Source organism: Bradyrhizobium tropiciagri, assembly GCF_001189845.1.
Classification (GTDB): domain Bacteria; phylum Pseudomonadota; class Alphaproteobacteria; order Rhizobiales; family Xanthobacteraceae; genus Bradyrhizobium; species Bradyrhizobium tropiciagri.
In genome coordinates, this window is sequence record NZ_LFLZ01000054.1 from 1 (window position 1) to 16,324 (window position 16,324).

Below are 16,324 nucleotides of genomic sequence, written 5' to 3' on the forward strand. Positions count from 1 at the left end.
GTGGGAGAGGTCGGATCGCATCGTCAGATGCGATGCGGGTGAGGGGTGACGCTCTCTCGTGGGACCTGAACCCCTCACCCGGCGCTTCGCGCCGACCTCTCCCGATGGGAGAGGTGAAGCACGAGCTCCAATCATGACCTCATCGACCCGCCTTCCTCTCCCACCCAGCCTCTACGCCGACACCGCCGTGGAAGCGACGCCGACGCCACAGCTCACGACGGACAAGACCGTGCCGGTCGCGATCATCGGCGGCGGCTTCACCGGCCTGTCGACCGCGTTGCACCTCGCCGAGCAGGGCGTGCTCGCGACCGTGCTGGAGGCACAGGAGCCGGGCTGGGGCGCATCCGGCAACAATGGCGGGCAGACCAATCCCGGGCTGAAGCACGATCCCGACCAGATCGAGCAGGATTTCGGCACCGATCTCGGCCGCCGCATGATCGAGTTCTCCTACGGCACCACGAATTTCACGCATGATCTGATCCGCCGCTACCAGATCCCCTGCGAGGCGCGGCAGAGCGGCACGCTGCGCGCCGCCTACAATGAGGCGAGCGCTGCGGCGATCGAGACCACGGCGAAGCAATGCATCCGGCGCGGCATGCCCGTAAAACTGCTCAGCGCCGCCGAGCTGCGCGCGATGACCGGCAGCGACCGCTATCTCTGCGCGATGCTCGATGTGCGCGGCGGCGATTTGCATCCGCTGAGCTACGCGCGGGGGCTGGCGCGCGCTGCGATCGGCGCCGGCGTTGCCGTCCATGGCGAGACGCCGGCGTTGTCGCTGCGCCGCGACGGCGGCCGCTGGCGGATCGAAACTCCGCGCGCAATCGTGCACGCCGACAAGGTGCTGCTCGCGACCAACGGCTTTACCGATGATCTCTGGCCGGCGCTCCGCCGCACCATCGTGCCGGTGTTCTCGTCGATCGCGGCCACCGCGCCGCTGTCCGACGAGGTCGCGCGTTCGATCATGCCGACGCGTCCGGTGCTCTACGAGAGCGGCCATATCACGGTCTATTACCGCATCGACCAGCACAACCGGCTCCTGATGGGCGGCCGCGGGCCGATGCGCTGGATCAGCAAGCCGACTGACGTCGCCTATCTGATCCGCTACGCCGAGCGGCTGTGGCCGCGGCTCAAGGGCACGAGCTGGACCCATGGCTGGAACAGCCGTCTCGCCATCACCGCCGATCACTATCCGCATGTCCACGAGCCCGCGGAGAACGTGCTGATCTCGCTCGGCTGCAACGGCCGCGGCGTCGCGCTTTCGACCGCGATGGGCGCGCAGCTCGCCCGCCGCCTGATCGGCGGTGCCAAGGCGGACATCGACATGCCCGTGACCGGCATCAAGCCGATCCCGATGCACGCCTTCTGGCGGGTCGGCGTCACCACGGCGGTGCTCACCGGGCGGGTGCGGGACAAGCTCGGGGTGTAGGCGATCGAAACCGGGGAGTGGTCGATCGGCGCGAATGACCCCGCAGCTGGCTTCCCAGACCTTACGCCGCCTTCGGGAATAACGGCCGGAAGAACGACCGATCATAGCGGGTGAAGCAGCCCGTCTCCTTGGCGAAAGCAATCGCTTTCTGCACGTCCGGATCGTCGGCGGAATCCTTCCGGTATTGCTCGTAGGCGGCGAGGCTCGGAAAGCTGAACATCGCCAACGCGACGTCGCTCGCGCCTTCGGATGGCAGGAAGTAGCCGTGATGGATACCGCCGAACCGCGGCAGCAGCTCAAGCCACATTGCAGCATAGGCCTCGAAGTCGGCGAGCTTGCCCAGCCTGATCTCATAACGCAGGTAGCAGGTAATCATTCTTCGGTGCTCCAACCATCGTTGACCGAGGCTTCTCACTATAGCGCAACGATGGATTCGTGCCACGGGTGCGATCGGCACCCGGCTTTCCCTGCGCCCTCTGCTCGCAAAGCGGCGAAACAAGAGGCAAGACTCGGACAGTTCGTGTCGCGAGAATGCGAGGCCGTATCCCCATCCTGATATGTCATCGCCCGGCTCGACCGGGCGATCCAGTACGCCGGGACCTCTCGGCTCAAGTACTGCTGTCTCTGGAATACTGGATCACCCGCCGGCGCGGGTGATGACACTGAACAAGGTGTTTGACAGTGTGACAGCGGAATCAGGGCGGAGCGCGCTCTACTCCGACGCCGGCCACCACGGATATTGGCTCGGCATGTCCTGCGACACCTTGCCCGGAAAGGCCGGCTTCCGCTTCTCGATGAAGGACTGCACGCCCTCGCGGACGTCGGCGTGGCCGCCGCGTTCGACTGACATCGGCTTGTCGATCGCGAGCAGTTCGAACGGATCCGGCGCGCCGGCGAAGCGCCAGAGCATCTGGCGGGTCAGTGCGACCGACACGGCCGAGGTCTCCGCCGTCATCTCGTGGGCAATCTGACGCGCCCGCTCCAGCAGGGCGTCCGGCTCGACCACTTCGCTGACGAGGCCGCCTTGCAGCGCCTCGTCCGCATCGAAGGTGCGGCCGGAGAGGCACCAGCGCAGCGACTGCGGCAGGCCGACGAGCTTTGGCAGGAACCAGGCACTACCCGCCTCCGGCACCAGCCCGCGACGCGCGAAGATGAAGCCGATCTTGGCGCCGCGAGACGCGATGCGGATATCCATCGGCAGCGTCATGGTGATGCCGACGCCGACCGCAGCGCCGTTGATCGCGGCGATCGAAGGTTTCCGGCAGTTGAAGATCGCCTCAACGAAGCGGCCGCTGCGCTGGCCGGCGCTTGCGAACACGCCTGCGCCGTGGCTGCCGGAGGTGTCGAAGCTATTGGCGCCGCCGGAGACGTCGGCGCCGGCGCAGAACGCACGGCCCGCGCCGGTGACGATGATCGCGCGGACATTGTCGTCCTCGTCAGCGCGCTGGAAGGCGTCGGCGATCTCCGCGCCCATCGTCCCGGTATAGGCGTTGAGCTTGTCGGGGCGGTTGAGCGTGACGATTATCAGGGAGCCGTCGACGTCGCATGTGATCTGTTCGTAGTTCATGACGGCCCTCCCGAGATTGTTGTTGTTATGCGCGCCGTGACCTTCTCACCGCTCCGCGATTGCATCGCTCCACGGATGAAACGGCTCGGTGGCGCCGCTGTTTGTCGTGCCATCGCGCAGCACGATGCTGGGGCAGGCGAACTTCTTCGGCTGGGTCTGGATGCGTGCCTCCTCATAGTCGAAGCGGCCGCGCAGCGCCTCGCGCACAGCCTGCGGCAGGCGGACATCGCCGATCACCACCGCGCCCTCGCTGGCGTCGATGCGTGGCTGATGGATCGCGGCGTCGAGATCCATGCCGAAATCCATCACGAAGGAGAGCAGCTGCGACACCGCGGGCAGGATGCGGCGGCCGCCGGATGCGCCCACAGCAAGCGTGCGGCCGTCGGCGGCCTGCGCCACGACGGGTGTGTAGTTGGTCAGGCAACGCTTGCCGGGCGCGAGCGAGTTCGGGACGCCTTGCGCCGGATCGAACCACATGATGCCGTTGTTCATGGTGAGGCCGGTGTTCGGCGTCACGAATTTCGAGCCGAAAGTCGACAGCAGGGTCTGCGTCACCGCGGCCATGTTGCCGTCGCGGTCGACCGCGGAGAAATGCGTGGTGCAGGATGGGGCGACCGCCTCGGCGCCGAGCGCGCGGCGGCCGTCGACATCGCCCATGTCCTTCAGCCGCTCGCGATAGGCGGCTTGCAGCGCCTCGGCATAGGCTGCATAGGCCACAGCGTCCGGACCGCCCTGCGCGGGCGCAAGCGCCTTCTGCAGGAGACCGAGCGTGCGCGCCATGGTGGGTCCCGCGGTCAGTTCCGGCGTCGCATAGACCGTGCCGCCGCGATAGGGAATCTTGAGCGGCTCGCGCAGATGGGCGCGGAAGGCGGCGAGATCGCGCACCGACAGCGCGCCGCCGGCGGCCTGGATATCGTCGGCGATGCTGCGCGCCAGGTCACCCTCGTAGAAATCGCGCGGCCCCGCCGCGGCAAGCTGCGCCATCGTTGCCTTCAGCGCGTCCTGCGGCATGCGGACCATAGACTTGATGCCCCATTGCGCATTCGGCGGCAGGCCATCCAGCAGATACGCCGCGGCGCTGGCGGGATACCGCCGCAGATCGGCAGCGGAGCTTGCGATCATCCCGGTGGTCCACCAATCGACCAGCAGGCCTTCGCCGGCGAGCTTGACGCTCGGCGCCAGCAGATCCTTCCAGGGCATTCTGGCGTGACGGCGATGCGCCTCCTCCATGCCGGCAACGACGCCGGGCACCGCGATCGAGCCCGGGCCGTGCAGGTTGCGGTCGTCCTTGACGCGGGCCCAGGGGAACAGGTCGGAGGCCGCGCCGCCGGTCAGCGGATAATCCTCCAGGCGCAGGCCGTCGGGCGCGCGCATGCCGTAGTCGATCACCTCGACGCGGTTCTCCTTGGCGCGATACAGCACCATCGCGCCGCCGCCGCCGGCGCCGCTCATCCACGGCTCCAGCACGCCAAGGGCAAAGGTGGTTGCGATCGCGGCGTCGACGCAATCGCCGCCCGCCGCCAAGACCTCCGCGCCGACTTCGGCCGCCTTGCGCGACTGCGCTGCGACGATGCCACCCTTGGCGCTGACGGCCGGCTTGCGGATCACTTGCGAGTTGGAGAACTGGTCGGACATGGCGTTGCTTTCGCTGTTCTTGTTGCGGGTGGGGCACGTTGGCGTAGCATGTCAGGCATGGCACTGTCAGTGCAACACCAAGAACCAATTTCAGGAAGCGGAAAATGAGCAGTGTGAAGCGCGAGCGGGACGGCAAGGTCGGCATCCTGACGCTGAACGATCCGGCCAGCCTGAACGCGATGACGCCGGAACTGCTCGGCGATCTCGCGCGCGCGATCGGCGAGATGGGTGTCGACCCCGGTATTCGCGCCCTGATCCTGACCGGGGAGGGGCGCGGCTTCTGCTCCGGGCAGAATCTCAAGGCGTTCAACTCGCTCGGCGACAACATCTATGTCGGCGTGATGAAGCACTATTGGCCGGCGCTGCAGGCCTTGCGCGAGTGCCAGATGCCGGTGGTGGTCGCGGTCAACGGCGTCGCGGCCGGCGGCGGCTTCAGCCTTGCGATGTCCGGCGACATCATCCTGGCCGCGCGCTCGGCGAGCTTCATCCAGGTGTTCAGCCGGATCGGGCTGGTGCCCGACCTCGGCTCGACCTGGCTGCTGCCGCGCCTGATCGGGCGCCAGCGCGCGCTCGACCTGATGCTGCTGAACGAGCCGCTGTCGGCCGAGCGGGCCAAGGAGTGGGGATTGGTGCGCGACGTCGTCGATGACGCGAAGCTGCTCGACGAGGCAAAAGTGCTCGCCGGCCGCCTCGCCGACGGCCCGACCCGCGCGCTGGTCGCGACACGGCAGCTGCTCGAGGAGAGCGAGCACGCGAGCTACGCCGAGCAGTTCCGCCGCGAGATCGAGCTTCAGCAGGTGATCCGCGAAAGCGCCGACGCGCAGGAAGGCCGCAAGGCCTTCGTCGAGAAGCGCAAGGCCCAGTTCATGGGGCGCTAGAGTTTGGCTACGCTAATGCTCGCCAATCGCAATCGCGATCTTGCCGAAATGCGCGCCGCTCGCCATGTGGGCGAACGCGTCCCTGACCTCATCGAACGCAAACACCTTGTCGATCACGGGCTTGACGCCGTGCATGCTGATGCCGTCGCACAGCGCCTGCAGATCCTCGATCGAGCCGACGGTGACGCCCTGCAGCCGCTGCTGCTGCATCACCATCAGCGGCAGCCTGGAGTCGGACGAGGCGGGGCCGGCGAGCACGCCGATGAAGGCGATCGTGCCGCCGATCCTGGTGGCACGGATCGACTCGTTGAGCGTGCCGACGCCGCCGACCTCGACGACGAGGTCGACGCCGCGCCCGGTCAGCTCGCGCGCCTTCTTGCCCCAGTCGGGCGTGGTCTTGTAGTTGAGCGTGACATCGGCGCCGAGCTGTTTCAGCCGCGCGATCTTGGCGTCGCTGGAGGAGGTGGCGATGACGCGGGCGCCGCACATCTTGGCGAATTGCAGCGCGAACAGCGAGACGCCGCCGGTGCCCTGGGTCAGCACCGTCTGTCCCGGCTTGATGTCGCCGAGCTTGACCACCGCGCTCCACGCCGTGAGGCCGGCGCATGGCAATGCCGCAGCCTCGATGTCGCTGAGATGGTCCGGCGTGCGCACCAGCGCGTGCTCCGGGAAGACGCGGTACTCAGTCAGCACGCCGTCGACGCTGCCGCCGAGTGCCGCGCGCATCCGCGCCTCGCTCGGCTCGCCGCCGAGCCAGCTTTCGAAGAAGCTGCCGGTCACGCGATCGCCGGGTGCGAAACTTCTCACTCCAGGGCCGACCGACTCGACGACGCCGGCACCGTCGGAGACCGGTACCAGCGGAAATTTCTGTCGCGAGCCGTAGCCACCCTTGACCGTGAGCAGGTCGCGATAGTTCAGCGTCGCCGCCTTCAGCCGCACAAGGACTTCGCCGTGGCCGGCCTGCGGAACCGGCTTGTCGACCAGCGTAAGCGCGTCGACGCCGCCGGGGCCTTGCAACTCATAACATTTCACGGGACGTCTCCTCCGCGTTCTTGTCTTGGGCTGCCCACCCGGCGCCGCCGCACATGCACCGAGCATATGTCAGGCTTGCCGCGCGTGGCCATAGCGCCCGAAGCTGCCGATGGAACTGCGCCCATGCCCGAACAACTTGGCGCTGCCGAAGAATACCGCCAATCTGTGCCGCTGATGAAGTGACCGGGCGGAGGTGACCATGGCTGCCTTGCTTGAGACGAAACGCGATCCGATCGCCACGCTCGCACGCAGCGTAGCTCGCGTGCTGCTCGCCGCTGCGTTGACTTGTTGCGGTATCGCGATGGCGGCCGTCGACGACAGCCTCTACCGCGCGCAGACCGTCGTCACCGGCCAGGGCGAGCCGAACCGCATCATCGGCTTCGGTGCATGTCTGGAGGACGTTCTGATCAAGGTCTCCGGTCAGCCGATGCTGGCAAGCGACCGCCGTCTCGCAGGCTACAAGTCAAAGGCCAAGGAGTTCGTCAGCAGTTTCGACTATCACGACCAGTATGCCGGCAAGCCGCATCACGACGAGCAGGGCACCCGCGACCGGCCCTACGACCTGACGGTGGCGTTCGACGAGACCAGGATCGACGGCATTCTCGGCAAGCTCGGGCTCAAGCCGTGGCGATCGCAGCGGCCGGCGCTCGGCGTCTTCGTCGAGATGCTGCACGGCCCGAAGGACTATATCGTCACCTCGGACGGCACGCAGTCCGATTTGCAGCGCGATGCACTCGCGGCTGCCGCCGGCAAGCGCGGCATGCGCTTCGTGCTGCCGGATACGGCCGCGTTGACGCGCGCCAGCATATCCGCGACGGAACTCCTGAAGACGCAACCGGCGAAGCTGAGTTCGATCGTGGCGCCGCAAGGTGGCGAGGCCATCCTGGTCGGGCAACTGGTCTGGGATGACAAGGACCTCGGCTGGGCCACGCAATGGCGGATGGCCTGGCACGGCCGGGACTACAAATGGCAGTTCCGCGGCGTCACCTTCGATGAAGCCTTCCGCCGCGGCGTCGGCGGCGCCGCGCAGGTGCTGTCCGGCAATGGCGATCCGGGGCGATCGAAATGAGCCCGCGCAGGCGCGGCGGCCGGTTCGGTCTAACCGGCGTAGCCGAGCGTCTGCGACGGATACTCCCCGAACATCGCGCGGTAGTATTGCGAGAAACGCCCGAGTTCGATGAAGCCCTGTTCGATCGCAACCTTGGAAACGGTGGTCTGCTCCGGCCGGCTTTCGCGCAGGATCGAACGGATCATGCAGAGCCGCTTGTAGCGCAGGAACGTCACCGGGCCGACGCCGAACACCTCGTGGAAGGCGCGGTGCAGGCTGCGTCGCGACAGCCGAAGCTCGGTGCAGATTTCCGAGACATGGACCGGGCGGGCGCCCGCGGCGTGCAGATAGTCCTCGACGTCGCGCACCAGCTTCATCGCCGACGGCAGATAGCTGGTTCCGTCTGATGGCAGCGAGGTGACAACCGTCGCGGTCACGCAGTCGATGATCGCGCGCTTCCAGAATTCGGCCGACGCCTCCGACAGCGCGTCCGGATACCGGGCGAGATGCGAGATGATCTGCGGCAGCCGGTCGGCGGCGCTCATGCCGATGGCCGGGTCGGCGCGAAAGTGGTTCTTCGCCTGCCATGTTTCGGCGTCGGCGAGCCGCGGCTCACCGCCGAACAGGTCGGGAAGATCGGCCATGTCGAAGCGAATAGCCGCATAGGATGAGGCCCGGTGAAACACCCCGTCGTGCTCGACCGACGGAGGAATCACCAGCACGTCGGCCGGCTGCATGTCGAAAGCCCAATGCGTGACGCGGTCCGACGCATGGAGCAGCATTCCGATGATCAGCTTGTCGTCGGCGGACGTGCGCTGGGTGCGGACCCCGACATTGAACGCACCGATGCTGAGCGAAAAGTCGCCGATCCCGACGTGAGACAAGGTGCCGCGCAGCTTGCCGCGCTCGAGCTGCATGACTTCGACATGCGAGCCTTTGACGGCGTCGTGGAGCCCCTCGAAGCCGTCAAGCTCGCCGGTGTGAACCGACAGGTGCTTGCCCATATCCATGCTTCCCACGGCGGAATCGTGAACGGAATTCTTGCCGGTTTTGCTCGGGAAGGCAACGCGGACGACGGCGCGGAATTGACGGGGCGGGGACGTCGTTTTGGCAGACCGCGCATATTGGCGCGGGGCTGGCACAAAGTGCATATCAGCCGCTGCGTGGCGGGCAATCGTTTGATCCTAAAGCGAAATGCGCAGCTTTTGGCCGCGCCTGGCCGATCGTTAGGCCGCCATCAAGTGCTCGAGCGCAACCGCCTGCTCGCGGGTCTGGAATGCGATGGCGGTGTGCGTGAAACCGGTCGAGGCCTGGGTCTGCGCGATGTGATTGAGGACCTCGTTGCCCTTGACCACATGAAGGTCCATTCCGGGGCGGCCGGGAAAATGCCGAGCACGACGTCATAGGCGTCGACGATGGCCTTCAAGGCGCCGCCCTTGTCTTCCGATGCGTCGATGAAGATACGAACATCCGCGGCGATACTACGAAGTTCGTCAAAGTCGATCACTGGAAGTCTCCCATACGCAACGCACTGATCGATCCTAGCTACAACTTGCTTACTGAAACATAAATTACGCCCGGGTTCCCTGTGCACTCACCGCCGCGTGACTCGTATTTCGATCTGCGCGCTCGCCGTCGTCCCGGCCTGCCGCTTCAGGCGCCGCTCGGCGGCCTCCGCTTCGCAATCCGCTTGACCGGTGCGTGCGCCGGCACGGCATTTCCGGACTGGTCGGCCATGTGAGGAATGCGCTGCTCGATGTGATCGACGACACGGAAGAAAGCATCGAGCGCCTTGGCGTCGAGGCCGGCCGTGAGGTTGCTGTGCCGGCGCAGGATTTCGTCGAGGCTGCGGTCGAGCAGCGCGACGCCCTCGGCCGTCAGGCGGATCTCGGTCCGGTTCCGGGCGCTGCCGCGGACCGGGGTCAGTTCGATCAGACCCTTCTTCTTCAGCGAGGTCGTCTCGCGGCTGACGACGGCCTTGTCCAGCTGCGCATTGGTCCAGATGTCGTAGGCGCTTGCGTGCTCGTGCTCCCTGAGGAAGGACAGCACCCGCCATTCCGCGAGCGACACGCCATAGGCCTGCGGGAAGAACGCGTTGGCGTTGGCGCGCAGCTTCGCGACCAGGCTCGACAGCACCGTCGGCACGTAACGCTCGAAATCGATCACCAGTTCGGAGCGTGCGTCCTCTTGCGGGGCGCGACGCGGGGCAGTCGCCTTGGTTCGGCTTGTGGCAGTCCGGCTTTTCATTCTTTCACGAGCTGAGAGCGGGCGATCAAGACCAGGACCGCCGCGAGGAGGAGAACGCCTGTTACCACGAGGAATCCGATGGTGAAACTGCCCGAGGCGTCCTTGGCGCGTCCGATCACGATCGGGATCGTCGCGCCTCCAATGCTGCCGATCATGCCGACCAGGCCGATCGCGCCCGGCGCGCTTTGCCGCGACATGTAGGACTGCGGAATGGTCCAGAACACCGCCTGCGTGCCATAGACGCCGACATTGGCGACCATGAACCCGATGATGATCCAGACGGGCGACGTCGAGAAGGCGGCGATCGCGAAGCCGGCGGCTGCGATCACGAAAGTCGTCGCCGCATAATAGAAGCGCTCCCCGACATGATCGGAGTGCCGCGACAGCGCAATCATGCCGATCAGGCCGGCGATCGGCGGGATCGCGGTCACGAAGCCGACCTGTGAATTCGGCAGCCCGAACGACTTGATGATCTGCGGCAGCCAGGGGAACAGCGAGGCCAGCCCGCAGAACAGGCCGAAATTGCACAAGCCGAACAGCAGCACCATCGGTTTGGTGATGGTCCTGAGCACGCCCTCGGCATGCACCACCCCGGTTGCCTTGGCGTCGCGCTCCAGCGCGCCGGTCAGCCAGTTGCGCTGCGCCGTCGACAGCCATTTCGCCTGCTGCGGGCGGTCGGTCAGATAGAAGATGCCGACGATCCCCAGGATGATGGGCGGCACGCCTTCGAGGATGAACAGCCACTTCCAGCCCGAAATCCCAAACAAGCCGTTTAGCTCCAGAATCGCGCCGGAGATCAGCGACGCGAAGATATAGGAGATCGGCACCGCATAATTGAACATCGCGTTGTAGCGGGCGCGGTAGCTGAACGGAAACCAGAGGCTGAGCAGCAGCATGACGCCGGGAAACAGGCCGGACTCGGCAAAGCCGAGGAAGCCGCGGAATGCGTAGAGGCTGAGCGGGCCCTGCGTGAAGGCCATCAGCACCGTGGCGATGCCCCACAGGATCGCGATCCGCGTCAGCGTGATGCGGGCGCCGTATTTGGCGAGGATGAGATTGCTCGGGATCTCGAAAATCGCATAGGTGAAGTACATGATGCCGACCGCGATGCCGAACATCTCGGCATTGAGCCCGAGCTCCTTGTTCATCTGTAGCGCGGCAAAGGAGATGTTGCCGCGGTCGAGAATGGCGAGAAAGTACATCGCCATCACGAACCACATCAGGCGCAGCGCGACCTTGCGGATCGTGCTGCGTTCGATCTCCGGATCGGCGGTCGTTATCGCCGCCTTGTCCATCACGACTTCGCTCATCCCTGTTTCCCCCGACTTTTGATTTTCTCGTTGGTTGGATTATGCGGGCAAGCAGACTTCCAGCCTGTCGCCTGCCACGCGGACCGGATAGGTCTGGATGTCGATCTCGACCGGGCTGGTCAGCGCCTCGCCGGTCCGGATGTCGAAGCGGCCCATATGCAGCGGGCATTCGATCTCGCAGCCGTCCAGCGTGCCGTCGGACAGCAGCGCCTCCGCATGGGTGCAGATATTGCTCGTGGCGTAGTATTCATTGCCGACGCGATAGAGCGCGATGTGATGATGGCCGATTTCGATGCCGTACGGCTCGCCTTCGCTTAGCGCGCCGAGTGCGGCCGCGTCGTGCCAGGTTCCCTGATCGGTCATGTGTTCTCTCAGATGCTGTAGAAATCGAGCACGGTCGGGACCCGGTCGTTGACCAGCGTGATGACCTTGCGTGCGATCTTCCAGGTGTCGCCGTCACGTCTCAGCGTGTGCTGATAGCGCCCGTGGCGCAGATGCTCCTTTGCGACACGCGGGTCGTCGACGTGGACCGAGAACACCGAGTGACAAATGATTTCGTCAGGGCCGGTCTCGGAGGCTTCGAGGTTCGAGATCTGGTGCACGGTGCGCGGCAGCGGCAGCGCGGTGATCGACTTGCGCGACTCGATGCGCGCGATCCGCTCCTCCAGCCCGCGCCGTGCATCGTGGTAGAGCAGCGAGACCTGTGTATTGGGGTCATTGGTGGTGGTGTATTCGTCGAGCCATGCCGGCACCCAATAGACGGCATCCTCGCTATACATCGCGACCCAGTCCGCCCATTCGCCGGTGTCGAGCAGGCGGGCTTCACGATAGATGGTCGCGGCGGCGACCGCGTGGACGTCGGCTTGTTCGATTGCGCTGCCAACCATCACACGGTCTCCCCCGCAGCGCGCTGCAACAGCCTGCGCCATTCGCGATAGCCGGGGTGGAAATTGGTCTCGCCGCCGAAGCTGGGGAGACCGAACGACCATTCGGACGGGGTTACGCCGAGCTCGCGCGCATGCGCGCTCTCGCCGTGGCCGACGTCCGCGACGCCGCGCAGATAGCCTTGGGTCGGCGCGGCTGTGGTCGCCTCATAGCCGGTCTGGCAGAATTCATACATGACGTTGTCGTCGGAACTCGCGAGCCCGGAGGCGTTGAAGAAGTCTTCGTAGTTGCGAATGCGCATTGTGCGCGCCGCGGCGCTTTCGCCGACCGGCGCGAGGCAATGCGACACCATCTCGGTCTTGTCAGGCGCCAGCGGCCGCCAGGTACGCACCTGCGCCGACAGGATGTCGATGACTTGCAGGTTCGGAAAAATCGTGAGGTTGCGCTGGCGGAGCATCCACTTGGCGCGGGTGCTGCCGACCCGCTGCCGCACGGCGTCAAGACGCGCCGGGTCCATGCCGAGCGGCCGGCCATAGAGCTGCGTGCGCTTGATCGACCAGTTGACGGCGTGGCCATGGTCGAAACTGAAGCTGCCTTGTCCTTCCTGCTCGCCTTCCGGCTCAGCCGTGAAACCGGCGTCCGGTCCGGCAGTGGCGTTGCGCTTCCTGAGGATATCGACGTAGGAGCTGTGGGTGGTCGCGAAATGATAGTAGTCGAGACCGTTCTCGAATTGCAGTTTCCAGTTGGCGTCGAACGTGTAGGTGCTGGCGCCGGGCACGAACTCGACTTCACCGCTGTCGCTCTGATCGATGATGAGGTCGAGGAAGGCGCGGGTGTCGCCGAGAAACTCCTCGAGCTGCGGAACGTCGGCCGAAAGGCTCGCGAACAGGAATCCGCGATACGAGCCGAGCCGCGCGACCGGGAGCAGGTTGTGGTTCTGGTTCGAGAAGGACGGCGGATACTGTCCGCTCGCTTCTTCCGTCACCGAGATGTTGCGGCCGCTCGAATCGTAGGCCCAGCCGTGATAGCGGCAGACGTGAAACTTCTGACGGCCCTGCTTGAAGGGACAGACGATCGTTCCGCGATGCCGGCAGGTGTTGAGGAACGCGCCGACCTTGCCCTCGGCGCTTCGCATCACGAGAATCGGATGCCGGCCGATATGGGTGGTGACGAAGTCGTTGGGCCGGGCGACCTGGGATTCCAGGCCGATGAAATTCCACGTGGCTTCGAAAATATGGCGCAGCTCGGCGTCGAAAACGTCGGGATCGGTGAAGATCCGGCGATCGACTTCGAAGATGCGTTCGCTGGGGCGATCGTCAATCAGCCGGGAAATCTCCCGCAGCCGAGCCGCGTGGTTCTGCGAAGCAGCGTTCATCACGTCCTCCCTTCGACTTGCCGCCGGCTGTGCAAGGCAAACCCCAAGGTCGCCCGCAGAGCCTTCACGGCTCTCGTCCGTCCACGGTGGAAACAGCCGCTTGATCGCCAATCTTGGAATGACTCTATAGTTGTCATGACAACTATGGTCAAGACGCTTGGTGCACCGGAAGCCGGAGCCGGGCGCGATGGGGCGAGGCCGGTCGCCTCGAACGGCCGGCAGGATGCAGCGAATGGGGCTCGCGCCTGGGGCTACAGCGCGGAGCGAGCCGATCGCTTCAAGCGGCGTGGTGCGTTCAGGTCTTGCGCGCCGGCGCCGTCAGGATAATTCCCTCGGCGGTCAGGCCGCGGCAGATCGTCTTCAGTGCGGCAATCGCTTCACGCGTTGCGCGGCTGACCGGCCGGCCGCGCGGTAGCGCCAGCACGCGATCGGCGTGCATCCATGGCAACAGCGCCGCCGACAGCACACCGGCAGTGACCTCCTGATGAATTCCGGAGAACGGCAGCAAGGCATAGCCGAGCCCCGAGGCCACCATGCGCTTCATCGGGGTGCTGTTGTCGACCCGTACCGCGCAGAGCATCGTGGACGGGAACGGGTTGCGGCTGAGCGGCGCCACGGCGGACGGCAGCGCGTCGAACTCCTTGCGGCTCAGCCTGCCGCGCTTCAGCAGCGGATCGCGCGGCGGTCCGATCAGGAACACCTGCTCGACGACAAGCATCTCGTAGTCGAGGTGATCGTTGGGGGAGGGCGTCGTCACGATCGCCAGGTCGAGCTCGCCCCGCAACAGGCGTTCGGACAGGTTCTCGGTCAGTCCCTCATTCAACTCGAGCCGCACACGCGGAAACTGCTTCACGAATGTCTGGGCCAGCGGCGCGTAGATGACATCGCCGAGGCTCGGCGGCGCGCCGATCCGAACCGTACCGCTGGGCTCGCGATTTTCCGTGCGCACCTCAGCCTTGATGTCGTCGATCGCGCCGAGCAGCCAGCGCCCTCGCGCGAGCAGCACCTTGCCGGATTCGGTGACCGAGACGCCGCGCGCGCCGCGTTCGAGCAGGGCGCCGCCCAGTTCGTCCTCGAGCTCCTTGACGTGGCGGCTGAGCGCCGACTGGGCGACGTTCAGCGTGCTGGCGGCGGCGGCAAAGCCGCCACGCTCGGCGACGGCGACGAAATAGCGGATCTGCCGCAGGTCCATGATGCCAGCTCCATCTCAAATCGAGATGGATACCATATCAAACATATTCTTGTGAGATAGCAAAAAGAGCGCAGTCTCCGCCCAACGATCAAACCGAGGAGACACCAGCATGGGCATCGCCACCGACGAGGCACGCCAGACGTCCGTATTCATCGCCGGCGGCGGGCCGGTCGGGCTTGCGATGTCGCTGCTGCTCGATCGCTTCGGCATCGACTGCGTGGTGGTCGAGAAGAGCCCGACGACGACGGATCATCCCAAGTCGCGCGGCTGCTGGGTCCGCACCATGGAGATCTTCCGGCAGTGGGGCATCGAGCAGGCGATCCGCGACCGCGGCCTGCAGGACAATTCCGACATGTTCGTGTTTCTCGACAGCATCGCGGGGCATGAGTTCGGCCGCACCCGTCCCGAGCCGAATGTCGGCCATACCCCGGCCTGGAAGAGCCTGGTCGCCCAGGACGCCGTCGAGGAAGAGATCCTGCGCGTGGTCGAGAAGTCCAAGCACGCCACGGTCCTGTTCAACACGTCCTGTGAATCGTTCGAGGAGACCAACAGCGGCGTCAACGTCACGACCCGTTGCGAGAAGACCGGTGAGGTGACGCAGTGGACGGCGACCTATTTGATCGCCGCCGATGGCGCGGGCAGCCAGACGCGGCGCAGCGCCGGGATCGACATGGTCGGGCCGTCGACGCTGGCGGTAATGTCGAATGAATATTGGCGCGCCGATCTGTCGCGGCTGCCGATCGCGCGCGAAGCCGCTGGCTTCATCATCGTCCCCGAAAGGCCCGACCTGCCGCGCGCCGGCATCCTGAACACCAACGGCCGGGATCGCTGGCTGACCGTGACGCAGATCGGCCTGACCAAGGACGATCGCGAGCGGCCGTGGACCGACCAGGAGTTCATCGAGATCGCGCGCGGCCATGTCGGCATTCCCGATCTCGATGTCACGCTTTTGAACCGTTCGATCTGGCGTGTCAGCATGCAGGTGGCCGAGACCTTCCGAAAGGGCCGGGTATTTCTGGTCGGCGACTGCGCTCACCGGTTTCCGCCGACCGGCGGCTTCGGCCTGAACTCCGGCGTTCAGGACGCGCACAATCTCGCCTGGAAACTCGCCTTCGTGCTGAAGGGCCTCGCGGATGAAAAGCTGCTCGACAGCTATTCCAGCGAACGCCGCCCGATCGCGCAGTCCAACGCCAATTTCAGCTACGGCAACCGGCTGCGCTTTGGGCTGACCGACGACGCCGTGCGATCGCGCGATCCGGACCGGATCAGGTTCTGGATCAACGACATGGACAATCATCTGCACAGCATCGGCCAGAACCTCGGACACAATTACGAGGAGGGCGCGGTGATCCCCGATGGCACCGTCGCGAAGGCGTTGAACTCCCGCTACTACACGCCGACCGACCGGCCCGGCGCGCGCTTTCCGCATATGTGGCTCGAGCCGTCGCGCAAGAAATCGACGCTCGACTGGTTCGACAAGGAATTCACCGTCGTCACCGGTCCGCTCGGCAGCGAGTGGCTGGAGGCGGGCAAGCAGGTATCGGAGAAGACCCGCCTGCCGCTCTCGCTGAAGCAGCTGCCGTCAGCCGACCCGGCAGACGGATTCCAGCTCGGCATGCGCGGCGCCGTGCTGGTGCGCCCCGACGGGCATGTGGCTTGGCGGATGCCGTGGCTGCCGTCGGATCCGGCGAAAGAGCTCGCCGGCGCGCTCTCGACGCTGCTGCATTAG

At 65.7% G+C, this 16,324-nt stretch carries 16 protein-coding genes; 4 read left to right on the top strand and 12 right to left on the bottom strand.

Going from position 1 to position 16,324, the window contains the following annotated elements:
- The first annotated feature begins 133 nt into the window (after positions 1 to 133).
- Positions 134 to 1,426: an NAD(P)/FAD-dependent oxidoreductase gene (locus AKN84_RS31835; RefSeq protein ID WP_050424438.1), complete on the top strand. Its 1,293-nt coding sequence runs from the start codon at positions 134 to 136 to the stop codon at positions 1,424 to 1,426.
- A gap of 61 nt (positions 1,427 to 1,487) precedes the next feature.
- Here AKN84_RS31835 and AKN84_RS31840 read toward each other — a convergent pair whose 3' ends face one another.
- From AKN84_RS31840 to AKN84_RS31850, 3 genes are all read right to left on the bottom strand, one after another.
- Entirely contained in the window at positions 1,488 to 1,802 is a 315-nt protein-coding gene (locus tag AKN84_RS31840; RefSeq protein ID WP_050424439.1) for an NIPSNAP family protein, read from the bottom strand.
- Positions 1,803 to 2,138: 336 nt separating this feature from the next.
- Positions 2,139 to 2,993 carry an enoyl-CoA hydratase-related protein gene (locus AKN84_RS31845; protein WP_050424440.1) on the bottom strand — a complete coding sequence of 285 codons (855 nt, stop codon included), beginning with the start codon at positions 2,991 to 2,993 and terminating at the stop codon, positions 2,139 to 2,141.
- A 45-nt stretch (positions 2,994 to 3,038) separates the two neighbouring features.
- Positions 3,039 to 4,628 (bottom strand): gamma-glutamyltransferase, encoded by a 1,590-nt coding sequence (locus AKN84_RS31850; RefSeq protein WP_050424441.1) that lies wholly within the window; start codon positions 4,626 to 4,628, stop codon positions 3,039 to 3,041.
- A 104-nt stretch (positions 4,629 to 4,732) separates the two neighbouring features.
- Here AKN84_RS31850 and AKN84_RS31855 point away from each other — a divergent pair, with 104 nt between their 5' ends.
- Positions 4,733 to 5,506 (top strand): enoyl-CoA hydratase-related protein, encoded by a 774-nt coding sequence (locus AKN84_RS31855; protein WP_050424442.1) that lies wholly within the window; start codon positions 4,733 to 4,735, stop codon positions 5,504 to 5,506.
- A 12-nt stretch (positions 5,507 to 5,518) separates the two neighbouring features.
- Here AKN84_RS31855 and AKN84_RS31860 read toward each other — a convergent pair whose 3' ends face one another.
- Positions 5,519 to 6,538, bottom strand: a complete 1,020-nt coding sequence (locus AKN84_RS31860; RefSeq protein ID WP_050424443.1) for a zinc-dependent alcohol dehydrogenase family protein — start codon at positions 6,536 to 6,538, stop codon at positions 5,519 to 5,521.
- A gap of 199 nt (positions 6,539 to 6,737) precedes the next feature.
- Between AKN84_RS31860 and AKN84_RS31865 the strand changes: the two genes are divergently transcribed.
- Positions 6,738 to 7,607: a DUF2066 domain-containing protein gene (locus tag AKN84_RS31865; protein ID WP_050424444.1), complete on the top strand. Its 870-nt coding sequence runs from the start codon at positions 6,738 to 6,740 to the stop codon at positions 7,605 to 7,607.
- Between the two features lie 29 nt (positions 7,608 to 7,636).
- On the opposite strand, the gene AKN84_RS31870 is transcribed toward AKN84_RS31865, so the two are convergent.
- The 8 genes from AKN84_RS31870 to AKN84_RS31905 form a co-directional block, all read right to left on the bottom strand.
- Positions 7,637 to 8,590, bottom strand: coding sequence for a helix-turn-helix domain-containing protein (locus AKN84_RS31870; RefSeq protein ID WP_050424445.1), 954 nt, complete (start codon positions 8,588 to 8,590; stop codon positions 7,637 to 7,639).
- Positions 8,591 to 8,812: 222 nt separating this feature from the next.
- Positions 8,813 to 8,953, bottom strand: coding sequence for a hypothetical protein (locus tag AKN84_RS49430; protein ID WP_244485623.1), 141 nt, complete (start codon positions 8,951 to 8,953; stop codon positions 8,813 to 8,815).
- A gap of 286 nt (positions 8,954 to 9,239) precedes the next feature.
- On the bottom strand, positions 9,240 to 9,752 hold the full coding sequence (locus AKN84_RS31880; RefSeq protein WP_157863357.1) for a MarR family winged helix-turn-helix transcriptional regulator: 513 nt from the start codon (positions 9,750 to 9,752) through the stop codon (positions 9,240 to 9,242).
- A gap of 77 nt (positions 9,753 to 9,829) precedes the next feature.
- Positions 9,830 to 11,143 (bottom strand): MFS transporter, encoded by a 1,314-nt coding sequence (locus AKN84_RS31885; RefSeq protein WP_050424447.1) that lies wholly within the window; start codon positions 11,141 to 11,143, stop codon positions 9,830 to 9,832.
- Positions 11,144 to 11,182: 39 nt separating this feature from the next.
- Positions 11,183 to 11,506, bottom strand: coding sequence for a non-heme iron oxygenase ferredoxin subunit (locus AKN84_RS31890; RefSeq protein ID WP_128971311.1), 324 nt, complete (start codon positions 11,504 to 11,506; stop codon positions 11,183 to 11,185).
- Between the two features lie 8 nt (positions 11,507 to 11,514).
- Positions 11,515 to 12,030, bottom strand: coding sequence for an aromatic-ring-hydroxylating dioxygenase subunit beta (locus tag AKN84_RS31895; protein WP_050424448.1), 516 nt, complete (start codon positions 12,028 to 12,030; stop codon positions 11,515 to 11,517).
- Positions 12,030 to 13,403 (bottom strand): aromatic ring-hydroxylating oxygenase subunit alpha, encoded by a 1,374-nt coding sequence (locus AKN84_RS31900; RefSeq protein ID WP_050424483.1) that lies wholly within the window; start codon positions 13,401 to 13,403, stop codon positions 12,030 to 12,032. The genes AKN84_RS31895 and AKN84_RS31900 overlap by 1 nt, the downstream gene beginning before the upstream one ends.
- Positions 13,404 to 13,698: 295 nt before the next feature.
- Positions 13,699 to 14,595 carry a LysR family transcriptional regulator gene (locus AKN84_RS31905; protein ID WP_050424449.1) on the bottom strand — a complete coding sequence of 299 codons (897 nt, stop codon included), beginning with the start codon at positions 14,593 to 14,595 and terminating at the stop codon, positions 13,699 to 13,701.
- A gap of 109 nt (positions 14,596 to 14,704) precedes the next feature.
- On the opposite strand from AKN84_RS31905, the gene AKN84_RS31910 reads away from it, so the two are divergent.
- Positions 14,705 to 16,324, top strand: a complete 1,620-nt coding sequence (locus AKN84_RS31910) for an FAD-dependent monooxygenase (RefSeq protein WP_050424450.1) — start codon at positions 14,705 to 14,707, stop codon at positions 16,322 to 16,324.